Here is a 20,105-nt window from a genome sequence, read left to right as displayed (position 1 = left end):
CCGAACGCGGACGCAGCGGATGGCGCCAGCGCCGCGGGCGGGGCGCGCCGGCGCCGCCCGTGCCGGACGGCGGGTTCAGGCCGCCCACTCCGCGCACTTGCGTTCGAGCGTCTTGCGCGACACCCCGAGCAGTTCGGCCGCGCGTGTCTTGTTGCCGCCGCAGTGCTTGAGCACCGCCAGGATGTGGTTCTTTTCGACGGCCTCGAGCGGCAGGGGGTGGGTTTCCGCGCGTGGGGCGGCGGCGTCGCGCGCGGGGGCGCCGCCCAGGCTGTCGAGCGGGAACTCGCCGAACAGCAGCGAACGTTCGATGAAGTTGCGCAGCTCGCGCACGTTGCCCGGCCAGGGATGGGCGCACAGGTGCGCCGACACCTCGGCGTCGACCAGCATCGGCAGCAGGCCGAGCTGCCGCGACAACTGGTTCATGAACGCGGCGGCCAGTTCCGGCACGTCCTCCGCGCGCTCGCGCAGCGGTGGCACGGTGAGGGTGACGACTTCCAGGCGGTAGAACAGGTCCTCGCGGAAGCGGCAGGCGGCCACTTCCGCGCGCAGGTCGCGGTTGGTGGCGGCGAGCACGCGCACGTCGACCGGGATCTCGGTCTCCGCGCCCAGCGGCCGCACCCGGCGTTCTTCCAGCACCCGCAGCAGGCGCGACTGCAGGGCCAGCGGCAGTTCGCCGATTTCGTCCAGGAACAGCGTGCCGCCGCGGGCGTAGTGGAACAGGCCGTTGCGCGCCTCGCGCGCGCCGGTGAAGGCGCCCTTGACGTGCCCGAACAGCTCGGACTCGATCAGCTCCGCCGAGATCGCCGCGCAATTGACCGGCACGAAGGGCTTGGCCGCGCGGGGCGAGCATTCGTGCAGGGCGCGGGCGACGACTTCCTTGCCGACGCCGGACTCGCCCTGGATGAGCACCGTCGACGGCATCGGCGCCAGGCGCTGGACGATCTGGCGCAGGCGTGCGATGGCCGGCGAATTGCCGATCATGCCGTCGTCGCCGCGCGCGCTTTCGGCCACCTGCCGGCGCAGCAGGTAGTTCTCGCGCGAAAGCAGGGTGCGTTCGGTGCAGCGCTTGATGGCGTTGGCGATCTGGTCGATGCGGAAGGGTTTCAGGATGAAGTCGGAGGCGCCGGCGCGCAGCGCGTCGATGGCCGTCTCCATGTCGGCGAAGGCGGTGATCAGGATCACGTCGCCGGCGAAGCCGTCGGCCTTGAGCTCTTTCAGCCAGTCAATGCCCGCTTTGCCCGGCAGCGCGATGTCGAGGATGACGAGGTCGAAATCGGCGTGCTGGACCTTCTCGGCGCCTTCCTCGGCCGACGCGGCCAGTTCGATGGTGTAGCCGCGCATGGCGAGGGCGCGGGCGAGGAAGCTGCGCATGCCCTGCTCGTCATCGACGATCAGGATGTGGCCTTCCTGCGAAGGGACGGCGGCGGCGGGGGCGGTCATCGTCCGCCCCCTGGCGCGGCGCGGCCCGGAAGGCGGGCGGCGGAAGCGGCAGTGGGGAAAAGCGTGCGCGGCATGCGGGGTATCTGGAAAACGGCGCGGAAACGGCGCCCGGCGAGGGCATCCGGACGGGCCAGTCTAGCAGGTCGCCCGGTGCCTGGACAGGCGCCGTTCCCACGCCCCGGCCCCGCCCGCCGCGGTGTGGGCGGGGCCGCGCATGCCGTGTCCGGCCGCGCTCAAGTGGCGGTCAGGCGGTGGTCAGGCGGCGGCGCGCAGCTTGCGGGCGGCGGCGACCATGTTGGCGAGGGCCGGGATGACCTCGGTCCACTGGCGGGTCTTGAGGCCGCAGTCCGGGTTCACCCACAGGCGCTCGGCGGGGATGCGTTCGGCGGCCTTGCGCATCAGTTGCACGATGTGCTCCTGGGTGGGGATGTTGGGCGAGTGGATGTCATACACGCCGGGGCCGATCTCGTTGGGATACTTGAAGTCGTCGAAGGCGTCGAGCAGCTCCATGTCCGAGCGGGAGGTCTCGATGGTGATCACGTCGGCGTCCATGCCGGCGATCGAGGCGATGATGTCGTTGAACTCCGAGTAGCACATGTGGGTGTGGATCTGGGTTTCGTCGCGCACGCCGTTGGCGGTGATGCGGAAGGATTCCACCGCCCAGTCGAGATAGGCCTTCCATTGCGACTTGCGCAGCGGCAGGCCCTCGCGCAGCGCGGCCTCGTCGATCTGGATGATGCGCACGCCGGCCTGCTCCAGGTCCAGCACCTCTTCGCGGATCGCCAGCGCCAGCTGCTTGCACGATGCTTCGCGCGGCTGGTCGTCGCGCACGAAGGACCAGTTCAGTATCGTTACCGGGCCGGTCAGCATGCCCTTCATCGGCTTCTCGGTGAGCGACTGGGCGTAGGTGATCCACTCCACCGTCATCGGGCGCGGGCGGCTGATGTCGCCGAACAGGATCGGCGGCTTGACGCAGCGCGAGCCGTAGGACTGCACCCAGCCGAACTGGCTGAAGGCGTAGCCGTCGAGCTGTTCGCCGAAGTATTCGACCATGTCGTTGCGTTCGGCCTCGCCGTGCACCAGCACGTCCAGGCCCAGGGCTTCCTGCTCGCGCACGCTGCGCTCGATCTCGGCGCGCATGGCCGCACGGTAGGCGGCTGCGCCGATGCGGCCGGCCTTGTAGTCCGCGCGCGCCTGGCGGATTTCGGCGGTCTGCGGGAAGGAGCCGATGGTGGTGGTCGGGTAGGCGGGCAGGCGCAGCCCTTCGGCCTGTTTGGGCGCGCGCTTGGGGTAGGCGCTTTCGCGCATGCCCAGGTGCGGCACGATGCGCGCGACCGCGGCCTGCACCTTGGGGTTGTGCACGCGCGGCGAGGCGCGGCGGGCGTCGAGGTCGGCGCGGTTGGCATCGAGTTCGGCCTTCACGGCGTCCCGCCCCTCGCGCAGCGCGGTGCCGAGCACCCTCAGTTCGTCGAGCTTCTGCAGCGCGAAGGCGAGCCAGGACTTCAGCTCCGGGTCCAGCTTCTGCTCGCTGGCCAGGTCGACCGGCACGTGCAGCAGCGAGCACGACGGCGCGATCCACAGGCGTTCGCCCAGGCGCTCGGCCAGCGGTGCCAGCCATTCGAGCACGGCGTTCAGGTCGGTCTTCCAGATGTTGCGGCCGTTGATGACGCCCAGTGACAGCACCTTGTGCGAGGGCAGCAGGCCGATCAGCGGCAGCACATCCTCGCGGCCGTTGATCGCATCCACGTGCAGCCCGGCCACTGGCAGGTTGGCGGCGAGGTACTGGTTTTCCGCCAGTTGGCCGAAATAAGTCGCCAGCAGCAGCTTGACGCGGCTGCTCTTCAACTGGTGGTAGGCGGTGTTGAAGGCGTGCTGCCAGTCGGCGTCCAGTTCGGTGACCAGGATGGGCTCGTCGATCTGCACCCATTCCACGTCCTGCGCGGCCAGGATGTCCAGCAGTTCGGCGTACACCGGCAGCAGGCGCGGCAGCAGGTCCAGCTTGTCGCTGTCGTCCTTGGTCTTGCCGATGGCGAGATAGGTCAGCGGGCCGACGATCACCGGCTTGGCGCGCACGCCCTGCGCCTTCGCTTCGGCGAGCTGCGCCAGCAGGGGCGAGGCGTCGAGCTTGAACGCGGAGTCCCGCGTGAACTCGGGGACGATGTAGTGGTAGTTGGTGTCGAACCACTTCGTCATCTCGCCCGCAGCGACGCCGCCGCAGCATTGGGCGTGCGTTTCCGCCGACTGCGCGGAGCGCCCCCGGGCGACACGGAAGACGTTGTCCAGCGCGTCGCCGTGGAAGCCGCGCACGCGCTCCGGCAGATTGCCGAGCATGAAGCTGGTGTCCAGCACCTGGTCGTAGAAGGAGAAGTCGCCCACCGGCACCAGGTCGAGGCCGGCCTGGTCGTTCCAGTGCCGCTGGCGCAGCGCGGCGCCGGCGGCCTTCAAGGCGTCGCGCGACGATTCTCCTTTCCAGTACGCCTCGAGCGCGAACTTGAGTTCGCGCCGGGCGCCGATGCGGGGAAAGCCCAGGTTGTGGATGGTGGTCATGTACAGCCTCCGTGAATGGCGATGCGAATCAATGGACGGCGCCATCCTAGTGGCCGAAAATCATGAGGTAAAATGATCTTGTTTCAATAATCGATGAGATATATTCATGGGTTCGCTTGAACGCGTCCATCTCGCCATCGTCCGCGAAGTCGAGCGTCAGGGCTCGCTGACCGCCGCTGCCGAGGTGCTGTGCCTGACGCAGTCGGCGCTCAGCCACAGCATGCGGAAACTGGAAGGGCAACTGGGTACCGACGTCTGGCTGCGCGAAGGGCGCAGCCTGCGCCTGACCCAGGCCGGCCGCTACGTGCTGGACGTGGCCAACCGGGTGCTGCCGCAACTGGAGCGCGCCGAGGAGCACATCCGCCAGTTCGCCCAGGGCGAGCGCGGCACGCTGCGCATCGGCATGGAATGCCACCCGTGCTACCAGTGGCTGCTGAAGCTGGTGTCGCCCTATCTGGCGGCCTGGCCGGACGTCGAGGTCGACGTCAAGCAGAAATTCCAGTTCGGCGGCATCGGCGCGCTGTTCGGCTACGACATCGACCTGCTGGTGACGCCGGACCCGCTGCACAAGCCCGGCCTGCTCTTCGAGCCGGTGTTCGACTACGAGCAGGTGCTGGTGGTCGGCCGCGGCCATCCGCTGAGCCGGGCCAGCCACGTGCGGCCCGCGCAGCTCGCGGGCGAGACGCTGATCACCTACCCGGTGAGCCTCGACCGGCTCGACATCTACACCCGCTTCCTCACACCGGCGGGCGTCGGCCCCCGGCGCCACAAGCCCATCGAAACCACCGACATCATGCTGCAGATGGTCGCCAGCGGCCGCGGTGTGGCCGCGCTGCCGCGCTGGCTGGTGGAGGAGAACGCCGAGCGCTTCGGCGTGGTGCCGGTCAAGCTGGGGCCGCAGGGCGTTGACAAGCAGATCTTCCTCGGCTTTCGCGAGGCGGACGGCGGCATCGACTACCTGCGCGCCTTCATCGAACTGGCGCGGGAGCATCGCGATATCCATGCATGATTGGCAGCGCTCCTGTTTTGTCGGAATTCAAGCAATTGATAGACATAAAGATCATTAACGATTACATTACTGAGTGAATTTACTCAGTAATGTAATCGTGGCCTCTTCCTACCAACGCTCGGAATCGACAACGCTGCACGAGCGGCTGCGCGAAACTCCGCGCTTTCTGATCATCGTTGCCGGGCCGCGCCAGGTAGGCAAGACGACGATGGTGCGCGGCGTACTGGCGAGCCATGCTCCCGAGCGCTACACCTTCGCCGCCATCGACAGTCCTGAAGCCGCGCCCCTGGCGGACACCTACCGGATTACCGCGCCAACGCGCCAACAACTCACCAAGCCGCGTGACGGCGCTTGGCTGGTAGATGTCTGGCAACGTGCCCGTGCTGCGGCGAGAGCCCAGGCAGACGGGCATGTACTAGTGCTCGACGAGATTCAGAAGATCCCGCGCTGGTCGGATACCGTGAAAGGCCTGTGGGATGCGGATCGCGCCGAGGGATTGATGCTGCACGTTGTCTTGCTTGGCTCTTCCCCGCTGCTGATGCAGCAAGGCATGAGTGAAAGCCTCACCGGACGTTTCGAAACGATCCACCTCACTCATTGGTCGTTCCGCGAGATGGTCGATGCATTCGACTTCGACCTGGAAGACTATCTCTACTTTGGCGGCTACCCCGGCAGCGCCCCGCTTGTCGGCGACGAGACGCGCTGGCGCAACTATGTCAACACCGGCCTCATCGAACCCAGCATCGAAAAGGACATCCTGATGATGACGCGGGTGGATAAACCCGCGCTGCTGCGCCAGTTGTTCAATCTCGGCTGCCGCTACTCGGGACAGGAACTGTCCTACACCAAGATGATGGGCCAGTTGCAGGATGCGGGAAACACCGTGACCCTGGCCCACTATCTTGATCTGCTCGGCAACGCCGGGCTGATCCGTGGCCTGCCGAAGTATGCTGGCCAGCACCATCGCCGCCGTGCCTCGTCGCCCAAGCTTGCCGTGCTGAACATGGCCTTGATGTCGGCTGGTTCCGGCTACAACAAGGCCGAAGCGCAGGCCGACCGCAGCTACCGTGGTCGCATGGTGGAAAGCGCGGTTGGTGCCCACCTGCACAACACCGCCTTGCCGGAATGCCGCCTCCACTACTGGCGTGACGGCAACGATGAAGTGGACTTCGTGTTAGAACGCGGTACGCGCTTGACCGCCATTGAAGTAAAGAGCGGAGCCGTGCCAGGGGAACACCGGGGCCTGAAGGCGTTCCGGAACAGCTTTGGTGACTGCCGGCAACTGCTGATCGGCGACGGCGGCATTCCCCTGGCTGAATTCCTGTCCTATCCCGCGGAGCACTGGCTGTGAACCCCGCGGCCGATCCCTCCCTGCTGGTGCCGCGCACATGCACGACGCTGGACGAGGACGGCCAGCGTCGCACGGGTTCCCCTCTGGCCGATTTCCGCGATGTAGCGGCCTATGTCCTGCTCGGTGATCCCGGCGCGGGCAAGACCCGGTGCTTCGAACAGGAAGCGGCCGCCACCGGCGGCCATTACGTTCGGGCGCGTAGCTTCGCTGCACTCGATCCAGGCCCGAATCTCGTCGGCAAGACCCTGTTCATCGACGGCCTCGACGAAATGCGCGCGGGCGGTGGCGACGGTCGCACGCCGCTCGATCACGTGCGGCGCCATCTCGATCGCCTCGGCCGTCCGCGCTTTCGCCTCTCCTGCCGCGAGGCCGATTGGTACGGCGACAGCGACCAGGCTGCCTTGCGGGAAGCCGCGCCGGAAGGTTCGCTCAGCGTGCTGCACCTCGACCCGCTGAGCAACGCCGACATCATCTTGTTGCTTGAGCGGAAATTCGCCATCGCCGATCCTGCCGGTTTCGTCCGGCAGGCCAAACACCACGGTCTGGCCGACCTGCTGCACAACCCGCAGACGCTGGAACTACTGGTCAAGGCCGTCGGGGACACCACCTGGCCGGACAGCCGTGCCGCGACCTACGATCTGGCCTGCCAACAACTGGTGCGTGAAATCAACCCGGAACACCGGCTCGCCAAACGCCACACCGCACCGACCATCGCCATGCTGCTCGAAGCGGCCGGCTTCCTCTGTGCCGTACAGTTGCTCGCAGGCACCGCCGGATTCGCACTCGACGACGACGCGGCAGACGACCAGCATGTCCTGTGGCGCGAACTCTCCCCGCCCCGCGAACTGCCCTTGCCGGCCGCACTGGCCAGCGGTCTGTTCCAACGCGACGAACGCGAGCAGCAGCGCGTCCCGGTCCATCGCAGCATCGCCGAATATCTGGGCGCGCGCTATCTGGCGGAGCTGATCGACGCGCAGGGCCTGCCGCTCGGCCGCGTCGTCGCACTGCTGGCCGGGGACGACGGCGGCATCCTCCCCGACCTGCGTGGCCTGGCCGCCTGGCTGGCCGTGCATTGCCGCAGCGCCCGCGCCGAACTCGTCCAGCGCGACCCGCTCGGCACCATACTCTATGGCGACGTGCGCGGCTTTCCGCCGGACGACAAGCGCCACGTGCTTGCCGCACTGAAAGGCGAGGCCGAGCGCTACCCCCATTTTCGCTTCGAGGACTGGACCGCTGCCCCTTTCGGCACTCTGGCGACGCCCGACATGTTGCCCGTATTCCTGGCGATACTGGCCGCGCTGTCGCGCGCCGCAGCGGACATCGCGCTGCTCGACTGCGTGCTGGATGCGCTGCGATACGGTCCGCCGCTGGCCGAGCTTGCCGCTGCGGATGAATTGCCCCGCCTCGATGCGCTGCTTGATGCTGTGATGCGAGATCCGAGTTACCCGTCCGGTATCCGCAATGCGGCCTTGAAGATTCTGCTGCGCGACCTGCCGCGCAATGCGGATCGCCTGGTTGCCCTTGCCGAACACATACATGCCGAGACGGTTGAAGATAAGGACGATGAGCTTCTCGGCCGGCTGTTGACGGAACTCTTCCCCGAATTCATCCGAGCAGCGAAAGTGTTCGATTTTCTGCATCGGGAGAAAAAGCAGCACTTGATCGGCAGCTATCGGATGTTCTGGAGCCACCGTTTACCGAAAGGTTCACCGGACGGCATCTTGTCGGAGCTTCTCGACCAATTGGCGAAACGCCGGCCAAAGCTGTACGAACCGCTCGATCATTTTCGGGCTGAGCGCATGGCAGGCAGTCTGCTGGCCCGCGGACTCGAAATACACGGAGATGCAATAAGCGACGTGCGGCTGTACGACTGGTTGGGTGCAGGGTTCGACCGATACGACCATCCGCGCATCGATGGCGAGCACCAGAGGCGTATCGCCGCCTGGCTCGCGGCGCGGCCGGAACGCTACAAGGCAGTGCTACTTGAAGGCACCCAACGTTGCGCTGGCGAGGAGAAGCTTTTCCATCATTTATGGAAAAATACATCCCGCCTGTACGGTGCTGAACCGCCAGCAGACATCGCCACTTGGTATCTGGATCGGGCTGCGGTCGAAACGCATACCGAGATCAAACAGCATTTCTTCTCGCAAGCGGTACGGCGGTTGGTTCAGCAGGGCGGTCAAGAATGGCTGACGCCCGATGCCCTGGACTCTATCGGCCCCTGGATGGCAGAACACCCCGAATTCGAGCGCAACCTGGAACCCTTCGTCTCCTGCCGTATTGACGATTGGCGCCGGGACGACGCTATTCATCGGCGTGAACGCGCGCAATGGCTGGAGGGGCAACACAGCCGCTTTCGCGTGCATCTTGATACGATCCGGGAAGGCCGCGCCCATCCGCAGATCCTGCATGAACTGGCGCAGGTTTACCTCATCGGGCATCTCGACATCGACGGCGAAACGCCGCACAAACGTCTGGCGACTTTTCTCAGTGATGATTTGGAGCTTATCGAGGCAGCCTACGCGGGCTTTCGCCGCGCACTTGACCGCAATGACTTACCGGATGTTGCCGAGGTCGTTGACCAGGAAATCAAAGGGCGCGAGCATTTCATCCGCCAGCCCTGTCTAGTCGGCATGGAGGAACTTTATCGAAGCGACCCTGCGACCGCATTGCAACTCGACGACGAGGTATTGCGCAAGCTGCTGGCCTTCCGTCTCACCTGGGGTATCGGCGAGGCAGCGGAATGGTTCACGGCCCTGGTCAGGACGCGTCCGGCCCTGGTCGCCCAGGTGCTCGTCGCTTATGCGCGACCGCTGTTGCGCAAGGGAAAGGAGCATCTGCATGGCATCTGGCCGCTCGCCTATGACGATGACTATGCTGCGGTCGCACGCCTCGTCCTACCCGATCTGCTCAAGGGCTTTCCGTTACGGGCGCGGAAAACACAATTGAACAGCGTGCTCGATCCGCTGCTCAAGGCCGCCTTGCGCCATCTCGACCGCCTGGCCCTGGCTGCCATCGTCTCGACGCGGCTTGCACAAGGCAGCATGAGCGCAGCGCAGCGCGTCCGTTGGCTCGCCTGCGGGCTGATGATCTCACCCGACGAATACGAGCAAGCGCTCGCCGCACACGTCGGCGCCAGCAAGGCGCTACGTGCCCATCTCGGCGCCTTCCTGCACGACAATGAACGGCGCTCCAGCCCCAACGCCGCCTCCTTGCCGGAATCCTCGCTGGCGCTCCTGATCGAACTGCTGGCATCGGGCAGCCCGCCTGAGCGCCCGGCAGAGGCGCACTGGGTCAGTCCAGCCATGCGAACCGCGGATGACGTTCGCACTTTCATCGAAACCCTCGGGAGCAATCCGAGCGACGCCGCCCAGCAACAACTGGAACGCCTGCTGGCCCTGCCTCAACTGGCCGCATGGCACGACCGGCTGCAACGCGCGGCCCATGTACAGCGCATCGCCCGGCGCAAGGCCGGTGCTCGCCACCCCGACACCGCAGAAGTCTGCCGCACCCTGGCCAACCGCGAACCAGCCAACGCCGCCGACCTCGCGGCGCTGGCCGAGGCGCATCTACGCGACCTCGCCCGCAGGATTCGCGACGGTAGCACCAACGACTACCGGCAGTACTGGAGCTACGACGCCAAACGCAAGCCGGCACGTCCAAAGCCGGAGAACGACTGCCGGGACATCCTGCTTTCCGACCTTGCCGAACGCCTTGGCCGACTCGGCGTCGATGCGATCAAGGAAGGCCATTACGCCGAGGACAAACGCGCCGACATTTGCGTTTCCTTCGGCGGTGCTGCCGGCTTCAATGTGCCCATCGAGATCAAGAAGGACAGCCACCCTGATCTGTGGCGCGCGATGCATGAACAACTCATCGGACGCTACATCCGCGATCCTGGCACAGGCGGTTGCGGCATCTACCTGGTGTTCTGGTTCGGTGGAGAGAACATGCCACTGCCACAGACAGGCAAGAAACCGCGCAGCGCCGCTGAACTTGAACAGCGCTTGCGGTCGATGCTGACCAAAGACGAGGCGTCACAGCTCGCCGTCGTCGTGATTGACTGTGCGTTGCCGGTGGGCTCCAAGGGATGATCGGAGCCGCAGGGCGTGGCCATCCGCAACATCCTGGGACCGCCGCGACTTCGATCGCTACTACAGTCCGTGGCTCGGGCGGGCTGTGGGTCGAGGATTGAGATATCCAGGCTCGAGATATCGAGTTCTCACCCTGACAGGTGCAGCCCATCACGGCCATTCAACGAGACAAACACCATGAAAATCTGGGTCGATGCGGACGCCTGTCCGGCCGTCATCAAGGAAATCCTTTACCGTGCGGCCAGGCGCACCGGCACGCCGCTGACCCTGGTCGCCAACCAGATGCTGCGGGTGCCACCGTCGCCGTGGATTCGGGCGGTGCAGGTGCCCGGCGGCTTCGACGTCGCCGACCAGCGCATCGCCGGCGAAGCCGAGGCGGGCGATATCGTCATCACCGCCGACATCCCGCTCGCCGCCCAGGTCATCGCCAAGGGCGCCACGGTGATCGATCCGCGCGGCGAGTGCCTGTCCGCCGCCAACATCCAGGAGCGCCTGAGCATGCGCAATTTCATGGACACGCTGCGCAGCAGCGGCGTGGACACTGGCGGCCCCGCCGCCCTGTCCAACGCTGACCGTCAGGCGTTTGCGAACCAGTTGGACCGCTTGCTGGCGAAGAGAGGATGAGGCTGGCGCCGCAGTTGAGATGGCATAGAATGGCAATAACTGACATCCTTTGGGATTTGCCATGTCTCTCAATGTATCGTTGCCGCCGGAACTCGAAAACCGCGTGCGCCAGCATGTCGAATCAGGACTTTACAGCTCCGCCAGCGAAGTGATCCGGGAGGCCTTGCGTTTGTTCGAAGCCTATCAAGGCATCCGGGCGGCGAATTTATCGGCGCTCAAGGCCGATATTGCCCAAGGGGTTGCCGACATTGATGCCGGTCGTGCGCGCGAGTTGAACATGTCCAGCATCAAGGCGCGTGGCAGAGCCATCCTGGCGTCATCGAAGACGGAGTGATGGCGAAGGTGTTTTATCCGCCAGTGCCGAGAATGACTTGCTGGAGGCCTGGCTATACGTTGCCGAGGAGAGCGTTTCATCGGCGGATCGAATGCTCGATCAGATCGAGGCAGGCGCCATCCGCTTGCTTGCTCAGCCACTGATGGGCCGGGAACGAAGCGAACTCGCGCCTGGCCTGCGAAGCTGGCCGACATCGACGCCATATATCCTGTTCTACTTTCCGAATGGGAATGGGATCGTGGTCGCCAGAGTATTGCACCATGCACGGGATATTCCGGGCATTGATCGTTGGCCAAGGCGCTGATGAAGCTGCCGGTTGCATTGCAGCCTGCGCTTTTCAGTGTTTTCCGGGTCGATCTTGTCGGTCTTGCGGTGGAGCGTAGAGGGGAACGCAATACGGCACCGCTTGGCACCCCCAAGAAGGGCCACAGGAGGCCTTTCTTGGGGGTGAGATGCCTCAGAATTTGTAGCGAGCGGTCAGCATGAAATTGCGCGGCGTGCCATAGCGAGCAACGCCACCCCAGCCTGGGTGCGAGCCGAGTGAATGGTAGTAGCGTTTGTCGAATAGGTTGTCGACGTTCAATTGCAGGTCGACATTCTTCGATGCCTGGTAACCCAGCGTGATGTTCGCCACGGCGTAGGCTTTCTGCTCGATACGGAACGGGGTGCCGGCATTGACCCCCTCCTTGTAGATTTCACTCTGCCACTGGATACCAGCACCCACGCGCCATTGATTCAGAGCGCCATGCAAACGGTATGTGGTGCCGAGCTTGAACAAGTGCTCTGGAAAGGCTGTGTCGAACCGCGTGCCTTCCTGTGCCGTGTTGGTGTCGTTGCGAACGTATGTTGCATCGGTGTAGGTATAGCCGGCAGCCAGATTCAAATTTGGATTCAATGCGCCGCTGACTTCCAGTTCAACACCTTCGCTGCGTACTTTTCCCGACGCTTCATAGCAGTTGTTGATCGGGCAGCCGGCCTGATTTTGAGCAAGTGCTGCACGGTTGACCTGATCAATTCGGAACAAGGCAGCGCTGGCATTGAGCGCACCACCGAAGTATTCACCCTTGATGCCGATTTCGTAGTTCTTGCCCAGAATCGGGTCGAGCAATTCTCCGGAAAAGCCGCTTTGGCTCTGCGGCTCGAAAATGTCCGTGTAGCTTGCATACACGGAGTGGTGCTCATTCAGATCGTAGATCACGCCCGCGTATTTGGTAACGTTGCGCGTGACTTTGTAGCCGCTTGTGGTGGCGTTGCCCATCCAGCTCGTATCGGTATCGTACTGGTACCAGTCCAGCCGGGTTCCCAGGATGATTTTCAAATCATCATGAGGATTGAGGCGAGTCGTTGCATAAGCGCTGCGTTGCTCGATGAGGTAGTTGTTGCGCAACATGCTGAGATCAAATGCAGGTCGAGCCAGGCTGCCTGAGTCCCAGTTGTAAATATCAATCCCGGTGTTTCGGAGGATGCCCTGTCCACCGGCAAGCAGTCGGTCTGACTCCTGAAAGCTGGTGCCCAGCACCAGTTCATGTTGACGCCCCAGCAATGCAAATGGACCGCTTACATTGATCTCATAGCTGGAAGTATCGAGATAGGCATCATATTCTGCCCCTGGTTGAGCCCATGTGTTGTAGTTTGTCAAATGGGTTCCCAGGTACGCCATGTCACTCCAGCCTTTCCGGCCAGTCAGACGCAGATTCCAGTCATTGGCAAAGCGGTGCTGCAATTCGATGAAGACTTCCTTGTTCTCCTTGTCCCAGTATTCCCAGTCGTATCCGAAGTAGCTCGATCGTGGCAGGTGCAGATCACTGCCATCTGCTGCCCAGGGAACTCCGCCCCAGGTATTGCGGTTGTCGTCCTTCTGGTAGGAGCCGCCAACACTGAGCATTGTGCGCGGGCCGAGATCGGCCTCCAGCGTGGCATACACGAGTGAGGACTTGTTGTTGACCACGTCGATGAAGCTGTCCTTGTCCTGGTAGCTCAACACGGCGCGCCCGCGCAGGCTACCTTGCTGGTTGAGAGGGCCGGCAGCATCGACTTCCGTGCGGTAATTGTCCCAACTGCCAATGCTGCCGGTCAGGTTCAACTGGAAATCGCGCGTAGGCTTCTTGCGAACCATGTTGATGGCGGCCGATGGCGTACCCGCGCCGGATGTCAATCCGGTGGCGCCACGCACGATTTCGACCCTGTCGTACATGGCCAGATTGGGCGAGCCCACGTAGTCGCCATCGTAGGCACCCGCCAGACCATCGTAGGTCATCTTTTGCAGCCAGAAGCCGCGCGCATAGATTGCTGGGCGCTCGCCCCCCGCTTTGCTCAGGATGATGCCGGGCGTGTTCTCAACCACGTCCTCCAGCGTTTCCATCGCCTGATCGTCCATGCGCTGTCGGGTGAGCACACTGATGGATTGGGGCGTTTCGCGGATCGACAGGTTCATCCGGGTGGCCGTGCTCATGCTGCCCGTGGTGTAGCTGCCGGTGTCTTCGGTGGTGCCGTCTCTGACGTTCTGCTCCATGACCGTCACCGGGGCCAGCGTGGCTTCTCCAACGCTCATCGGCAATCGGTACAAGGTATAGCTTCCATCACCACGCGCTTCCGCAGCCAGCCCCGTGCCTTGCAGCAGCCGGGCAAGGCCGCCGGCAGGGTCGTGGCTACCCTGCAGACCGGGACTGCGCAGGCCGGCGGCCAGGTCGGTGGAAAAGCTCAACGTGATGCCGGCCTCGCGGCCGAAGCGGTTCAGCGCGGCTTCCAGCGGACCGGCGGGGATGTCGTAGCTGCGCTGGACGGCGGCGTTGGCGGCGGCGGCCGGTTCGGCCGCGAGTGCCGGGGCGAGCGTGAGTTGGGCGACGGCCAGGGCCAGCAGGCTCAGGCGGGGCAGGGTGCGGTGGGGCATCGGGTTTCCTCGGGGGGTGGTGAAAAATGCGGCTTCACCTGACTTGTCCCGCGAGAAGCAAAAGTAGACCACCCGGCGTGGCGTGGCGTGGCGTGGCGCGTGATCGTGCGCGGCTCAGGCGGCGGGGTGCACCGTGACCCAGTAGCGTGTGAGGAAGTGGATGCGCACCGGCAGGCTGTCGCGCAGGACGTCGAGGATGCGGTCGGTGTCGTCCAGCCGGTAGGTGCCGGAGACGCGCCAATCGGCGATTTCCGGCGCGCAGGCGAGGCGGCCGTGGCGGTGCCGGCCGACTTCGGCGAGGAATTCGGCCAGCGGCATGCCGCTGGCGACCAGGATGCCGTCGCGCCAGGCGACGGTGTTTTCGTCGGCGGCGTGAGGTGCTTCGGCCAGGCCGGCGGCGAAGCGCAGTTGCTCGCCGGTTTGCACGGGCGCGCGAGGCGCCGTGTCGCCCGCGGGCTGGACGGCGACGGCGCCCTCGAACACGGCGATGTGGGCGGCGTCGGGCAGGATGCGCACGCTGAACCGGGTGCCGAGCGGGCGCAGCGTGCCGTGGCGGGTGGCGACGATGAAGGGGCGTTTGGCTTCGTCCGGGGCGGTGCGGACCAGTATTTCGCCGCGGTGCAGCGTCAGTTGCCGGGTGTGGCCGTCGAAGCGCAGGTCCAGCGAGCTGTCGCTGTTGATCGCCAGTTCGCTGCCGTCGGGCAGGGTGAGCGTGCGGCGCTCGCCGACGCCGGTGCGCAGGTCGGCGAGCAGGCCGGTGGTGCGCATGCCGTGCTCGCTGCGCAGCCACAGGCCGCCGCTGGTGCCGGCGCCGAGCAGGGCGATCAGCAGTTCGCGGCGGCGGTTCTTGCGGCCGCCGCCGAGCAGCGCCTTGCGGATCGGCGGCGCGTCGTCGGCCACCCGGTGCAGGCGGGCGTTGACGCGCTGGATCTGGTCCCAGGCGCGGCGGTGTTCGGGGTGCTCGGCCAGCCAGGCCTCGAAGGCCTGCCGCGTGGTGCCGGCATTGCCGGCCTCCTGCAGTTCGAACAGCCACTCGACGGCGCGCCGGGCGATGTCCGGGGCAATGCCCGGCGGGGGCTGCTGGGGGTCGAAGGCCGGCACGTCAGGCGATGTCGAGGGCGAAGTAGCACAGCGTGCCGGCACGCACCAGGTGGCGCTTGACGGTGGTCACCGAGATGCCGAGCCGGGCGGCGATCCGGGACTGGTTGAGGCCGTCGAGCTGCGACAGCAGGAAGGCGTGGCGCACTTCGTCGGGCAGCGTGGCCAGCAGGGCATCGATCTCGATCAGGGTGGAGAGGATCAGATGGCGCTCTTCCGGCGACGGCGCCAGGGCTTCGGGCTGCAGGGCCAGGGTTTCGAGATAGGCTCTTTCGAGGTGTTCGCGCCGCCAGTGGTTGGACAGCACGCGCTGCGCGACGGTGGTCAGGAAGGCGCGCGGCTCCTGGATGGCGATGGGCTCGTCGCGCGAGAGCAGGCGCAGGAAGGTGTCGTGCGCCAGGTCGGCGGCGCGGTGGGAGCAGCCGAGCTTTCTGCGCAGCCATGCGTGCAGCCACTTGTGGTGATCGGTGTATAGCGCGGCGACGTCGGGGGCGGCAGGCACGGCGGGCTCCGGAAAGCGGTAGAGAACCATCGGCAGGCTGGCCGGAGAGCCCGGCATGGGCAGCCTGATATCGATAATCGTTCTTATTTTCCGCCGTGGGCGCGAAGGGCGTCAATGCCGTTGCGCCGCAGGTTGCCGCGGATCCGGAGCGCGCCGCGCCGGCACGCCCCGGACGGGGTCATTTCCGGATCGCCCTCACCAGCCCGACCAGGATGCAGGCGCCGACGACGCCGGCCACCAGGTAGCCGATCCAGCCGCCGAAGGAGATGCCGAGAATGCCGAACAGGAAGCTCGCCACCGAGGCGCCGATGATGCCCAGCACGATGTTCAGCAGGACGCCGGTATTGGTCTTCATCAATCCCGAGGCGATCCAGCCCGCGATCCCGCCGATGATGATGGCCGCCAGCCATCCGATACCCATGTCGCTCATCTGCATGTCCTCCTGCGGTCAGTGGAAACGTTTGCCGCCCCGAATGGGCGTAGTCCGGATTATGCAGGCGTCTCCCCGATCGCCAAGGCGGGCGATGTAAAAAGTCGATTCACGCGGCGGTCCGGGTCAGAACAGCACGTTCAGCCCCACCCCCAGGCTGCGGCCCCGGCCCGGCGCGCCGATGCGGGCATCCGAGCCGCCGGGCAGGTAGGGCGCGATGTAGTAGCCGTACAGGTCGTACTGTTTGTCCAGCAGGTTGTCGGCCCACAGATAGACTTCGGTGCCGCCCTGCTGCAGGCCCAGGCGCAGGTCGAGCTTGTTGTAGGCCTTCAGGTCGAAGGTGTTCTGCGGGTCGGCCGGGCGCTTGCCGACGTAGCGGTTGGTCAGTTTCGCATTGAGGCGCGGGCTGGCGAGGCCGGCCATCGGCGGCAGGGCGGTTTCGTAGGTGGCGGACAGGGTGGCGCCCCAGCGCGGCACTTCCGGCACGCCGTTGCCGCTGCGCACGCCGCTGTCGTCCCCGGCCGTGCCGACGCCCTCGATCTTCGCCCGCGTGTAGGCGATACCGCCCGACAGGGTGAGCGCCTGCGTGGCGCGCCATTGCGCGTCGAGATCGAGGCCGCGGCTTTCGGTGTCGCGGTTGTCCTTGTTGGTGGTCATGCTCTGCGGGTCGAACATCAGCAGGTGGTCGTTCCGCACCTGGTTGAAGAACAGCGCGGCATTCAGCGCCAGGCGCCGGTCGGCGCTTTCGTACTTCAGGCCGGCCTCGTAGCTGTCGACCTCGGCGGCCTTGTACGGCGCGTCGGGCTGGAAGGCGGTGTTGAAGTTGGTGCCTTCGTCGTCGAAGCCGCCGGCCTTGTAGCCGCGCGCGTAGATGCCGTAGACGTTGAGCTGCGGGCTGAGCGCGTGGCCCAGGGCGATGCGCCCGGTGGCGTAGTCGTCCGACAGCTTCTGGTCGTCGCGCGCCTCGCGGATCGGGCTGCTGTTGTCGGGGCTGGCGATCCACAGGGCCTTGTAGGTCTTCTTCTCGCGCGTGTAGCGCCCGCCCAGCGTCAGCTTGGTGGCGTCGGTGAGCGGCCAAGTGGCTTCGGCGAAGAGGGCGTCGGCGTCGGTGCTGAAGTCGCGGAAGGTGTCCGAGGCGGTCGGATTGTCCGGGTAGAAGGTGTCGTAGGAGTCGATGCGGTCGAGCGAACGGTCGGCACGGAAGCTGTTGAGGCCGACCACCCAGAACACCCGCGCTTCCGGCGCCGAGGCCAGGCGCACTTCGTGGTTCCAGGCTTTCTCGCGCGCCACGCTGCTCCAGCTCGCGTCCGGGGCGAAGCCGATCAACTGGGTGTAGGTGCGCCCTTCGTAGATCGGCGTGGTGCTGTCGTGGTGGGTGCGCGAATAGCCGCTGAGCAGGGTCAGCACCGAATGCCCGAAGTCGTGGGTGAGTTCGGCGTTGTAGCGGTTCACCGCGCGGCGGTTCGACTCGCCGCCCGGCGGGCCGTCGACCTGCGCCGGGTCGCCGTAGGGGTGGAGCAGGTACAACCAGTCGCGGTGCTTCTGCTCCTCGCGCCCGGCGCTGACGTTGAGCGCGGTGCCGGCGCCGATCTGCCACAGCAGGCTGGCGCGGCCATTCTGTTCGCGCGGCTCGTTGAGCGGCTTGCCGTCGCGCGCGTTCTCGATGTGGTTGTCGATGCCCGAGCTGCGCAGCGCGATGCGCGCAGACACGGTGTCGCTGAGCGGGCCGCTGGCGACGCCCTCGACGAGGCGGTGGTGGTCCTCGCCCATTTCCGCGCGCACCTGGCCTTCGAACCAGCGCGTGGGCTTGCGCGTGACGATGTTCACCGCGCCGGCTTCCGAGTTGCGCCCGTACAGCGTGCCCTGCGGCCCCTTCAGCACTTCCACGCGCTCGACGTCGAGCACGTTGAGCGTGGCGCTGGCGGCCGACATCGGCATGCCGTCGACGTTGATGACGACCGAGGTGTCGTCGCTGCTGACCTTCTGCAGCGCACCGACGCCGCGGATGCGCAAGGTGGTGTTGGCCACCCCCATGTTGGTGACGAAATCGATGCCGGGGGTCTGCCGCAGCACGTCTTCCAGCGTGTGCAGGCGCCGCGCCTCGGCTTCCTCGCCGCTGAGGGCGGAGACGCTGAAGGGGATGTCCTTCGGCTGTTCCTCGGCGCGGCGCGCGCTCACCGTGACCGTGCCGAGGGTGACGGGCGCGTCGTCCGCCGTGTTGTTGGCGGCATGCGCGTATTCCAGCGGCCACAGGCCGAACGCGCCGGCCAGTGCCAGGACCAGGGCGACGGGCCGCGCGGGCACGAGGGAAGCGGCGCGGACGCTGCGTGGGGGCATGCTCATGATGGACCTCTCAGGCGTCATCGGCCTGCGCCATGGGCGCGGGCGACGGGGTGGGGGATGGTGATGAAGGCGCGGGCACGCCCGGCAGCGGCAGGCAGAAGGGAATGCGCCGCCCCTGCAGGTCGCGGAACACCTGTTCGGTGCGCACGCCGAACAGGGTGTGGGTGAGTTCGGCGCTGACGATGTCCGCCGGTGCGCCGTCGGCGAGGATGCGGCCGTCGCGCATCGCCAGCAGGCGGTCGGCATACTGGCTGGCGTGGTTGATGTCGTGCAGCACCATGACTACGGTCAGCCCGCGCGCGTGCTGCAGGGCGGCGAGCAGTTCCAGCAGTTCGGCCTGGTGGCCCATGTCGAGCCAGGTGGTGGGTTCGTCGAGCAGCAGGATGTCGGCCTGCTGCGCCAGCGTCATCGCCAGCCAGGCGCGCTGGCGTTCGCCGCCCGACAGGGTGTGGAAGGCGCGCCGCTGCAGGTGCGCGATGCGGGTGGCCTGCAGCGCCCAGTCGATCTGCGCTTCGTCGGCGGCGTTGCGGCGCGCCAGCAGGCCCTGGTGTGGGTAGCGGCCGTGGCCGACCAGTTGGCGCACGCTCAGCCCGTCCGGCGCGCTGGGCGCCTGCGGCAGGCTGGCGAGGCGCCGCGCGAGGGCTTTCGCCGGCCAGGCCGCGAGCGGTGTGCCGTCCAGGCAGACCTGGCCGGCACTGGGCCTGAGCAGGCCGCCCAGGGCGCGCAGCAGGGTGGACTTGCCGCAGCCGTTGGGGCCGATCACGCAGGTGGTCGTGCCGGGCTGCAGGCGCAGGGCCGGTACGCAGGCGACGGTGCGTCCGCCGTGGGCGAGTTCGAGCGCGGTGGTGTGCAGGCTCATGGGCGGAAATCCGTCTGGCGCTGCAACAGCAGCAGGAATACCGGGATGCCGATCAGCGTGGTCAGGGCGCCCACCGGCAGCTCCAGCGGGCTGATCACGGTGCGTGCCAGCACGTCCGCGCCCAGCGTCAGCAGCGCGCCGCACAGCAGGCTCACCACCAGCAGCGGGCGCAGTTCTCCGCCCACCAGCAAGCGGGCGAAGTGCGGAATCACCAGGCCGACGAAGCCGATCGGGCCGGCCACGGCGATCGCGCTGGCGGCCAGCAGCACCGCCACCACCAGCGCCGCCAGGCGCCAGCGCAGCACGTGCAGGCCGAGCGCACGCGCCAGGCCGTCGTCGAAGCGCAGCAGCGACAGTGGGCGCAGCAACAGCAGCAGGCCGGCCAGGCCGAGCAGGCTCCACGGCAGCAGCATCGCCAGGTGGTCGAAGTCGCGCCCGTACAGGCTGCCGGCCAGCCAGATCACGGTGATCTCGGTGCGTGCGCCGCCCCAGGCGACCACGATCCACATCACCAGCGCATTGAGCACGGCGCCCACCGCCACGCCGTTGAGCGCCAGCCGCGCCGGGCCGATGGCGGCCCGCCA

At 66.3% G+C, this 20,105-nt stretch carries 15 protein-coding genes; 6 read left to right on the top strand and 9 right to left on the bottom strand.

Features of this window, described 5'->3' with window-relative positions; all coding sequences use genetic code 11:
- Positions 1–75 precede the first annotated feature (75 nt).
- Positions 76–1,440: a sigma-54-dependent transcriptional regulator gene (locus tag C666_RS14660; RefSeq protein ID WP_004341835.1), complete on the bottom strand. Its 1,365-nt coding sequence runs from the start codon at positions 1,438–1,440 to the stop codon at positions 76–78.
- A gap of 255 nt (positions 1,441–1,695) precedes the next feature.
- The gene (gene metE, locus C666_RS14655; RefSeq protein WP_004341833.1) at positions 1,696–3,987 is read right to left on the bottom strand and encodes a 5-methyltetrahydropteroyltriglutamate--homocysteine S-methyltransferase; all 2,292 of its coding nucleotides are present in this window, start codon (positions 3,985–3,987) and stop codon (positions 1,696–1,698) included.
- Between the two features lie 106 nt (positions 3,988–4,093).
- On the opposite strand from metE, the gene C666_RS14650 reads away from it, so the two are divergent.
- From C666_RS14650 to C666_RS19920, 6 genes are all read left to right on the top strand, one after another.
- The gene (locus tag C666_RS14650; RefSeq protein ID WP_004341832.1) at positions 4,094–4,996 is read left to right on the top strand and encodes a LysR family transcriptional regulator; all 903 of its coding nucleotides are present in this window, start codon (positions 4,094–4,096) and stop codon (positions 4,994–4,996) included.
- A 97-nt stretch (positions 4,997–5,093) separates the two neighbouring features.
- A complete protein-coding gene (locus C666_RS14645; protein ID WP_004341830.1) occupies positions 5,094–6,347 on the top strand; it encodes an ATP-binding protein in 1,254 nt (417 codons plus the stop codon).
- Positions 6,344–10,441 (top strand): NACHT domain-containing antiphage protein EruA, encoded by a 4,098-nt coding sequence (gene eruA / locus C666_RS14640; protein WP_004341827.1) that lies wholly within the window; start codon positions 6,344–6,346, stop codon positions 10,439–10,441. The genes C666_RS14645 and eruA overlap by 4 nt, the downstream gene beginning before the upstream one ends.
- A gap of 177 nt (positions 10,442–10,618) precedes the next feature.
- Positions 10,619–11,065, top strand: a complete 447-nt coding sequence (locus C666_RS14635) for a YaiI/YqxD family protein (RefSeq protein WP_004341825.1) — start codon at positions 10,619–10,621, stop codon at positions 11,063–11,065.
- Positions 11,066–11,126: 61 nt separating this feature from the next.
- The gene (locus tag C666_RS14630; RefSeq protein WP_004341822.1) at positions 11,127–11,399 is read left to right on the top strand and encodes a type II toxin-antitoxin system ParD family antitoxin; all 273 of its coding nucleotides are present in this window, start codon (positions 11,127–11,129) and stop codon (positions 11,397–11,399) included.
- Positions 11,362–11,703, top strand: a complete 342-nt coding sequence (locus C666_RS19920; protein WP_004341820.1) for a type II toxin-antitoxin system RelE/ParE family toxin — start codon at positions 11,362–11,364, stop codon at positions 11,701–11,703. The genes C666_RS14630 and C666_RS19920 overlap by 38 nt, the downstream gene beginning before the upstream one ends.
- A gap of 153 nt (positions 11,704–11,856) precedes the next feature.
- Here the strand turns inward: C666_RS19920 and C666_RS14625 are convergent, their stop codons facing one another.
- From C666_RS14625 to C666_RS14595, 7 genes are all read right to left on the bottom strand, one after another.
- Positions 11,857–14,289 carry a TonB-dependent siderophore receptor gene (locus C666_RS14625; RefSeq protein WP_004341818.1) on the bottom strand — a complete coding sequence of 811 codons (2,433 nt, stop codon included), beginning with the start codon at positions 14,287–14,289 and terminating at the stop codon, positions 11,857–11,859.
- A 114-nt stretch (positions 14,290–14,403) separates the two neighbouring features.
- The gene (locus C666_RS14620) at positions 14,404–15,390 is read right to left on the bottom strand and encodes a FecR domain-containing protein (protein WP_004341816.1); all 987 of its coding nucleotides are present in this window, start codon (positions 15,388–15,390) and stop codon (positions 14,404–14,406) included.
- Position 15,391: 1 nt separating this feature from the next.
- A complete protein-coding gene (locus C666_RS14615; protein WP_037999970.1) occupies positions 15,392–15,919 on the bottom strand; it encodes a sigma-70 family RNA polymerase sigma factor in 528 nt (175 codons plus the stop codon).
- Positions 15,920–16,067: 148 nt separating this feature from the next.
- Positions 16,068–16,319 carry a GlsB/YeaQ/YmgE family stress response membrane protein gene (locus C666_RS14610; protein WP_004341811.1) on the bottom strand — a complete coding sequence of 84 codons (252 nt, stop codon included), beginning with the start codon at positions 16,317–16,319 and terminating at the stop codon, positions 16,068–16,070.
- 126 nt (positions 16,320–16,445) lie between these two features.
- Positions 16,446–18,662: a TonB-dependent receptor gene (locus tag C666_RS14605; RefSeq protein WP_004341809.1), complete on the bottom strand. Its 2,217-nt coding sequence runs from the start codon at positions 18,660–18,662 to the stop codon at positions 16,446–16,448.
- A gap of 10 nt (positions 18,663–18,672) precedes the next feature.
- Positions 18,673–19,521 (bottom strand): ABC transporter ATP-binding protein, encoded by an 849-nt coding sequence (locus C666_RS14600; RefSeq protein WP_004341807.1) that lies wholly within the window; start codon positions 19,519–19,521, stop codon positions 18,673–18,675.
- Positions 19,518–20,105, bottom strand: a 588-nt coding sequence (locus C666_RS14595; protein WP_004341805.1) for a FecCD family ABC transporter permease, incomplete at its 5' end; no start/stop codon positions are given. The genes C666_RS14595 and C666_RS14600, both read right to left, overlap by 4 nt.

The organism is Thauera linaloolentis 47Lol = DSM 12138 (assembly GCF_000310205.1).
In the GTDB taxonomy this organism is placed as follows: domain Bacteria; phylum Pseudomonadota; class Gammaproteobacteria; order Burkholderiales; family Rhodocyclaceae; genus Thauera; species Thauera linaloolentis.
The sequence above is the reverse complement of the archived record's forward strand: the minus strand, read 5'-3'. Positions and strand labels throughout refer to the sequence as shown.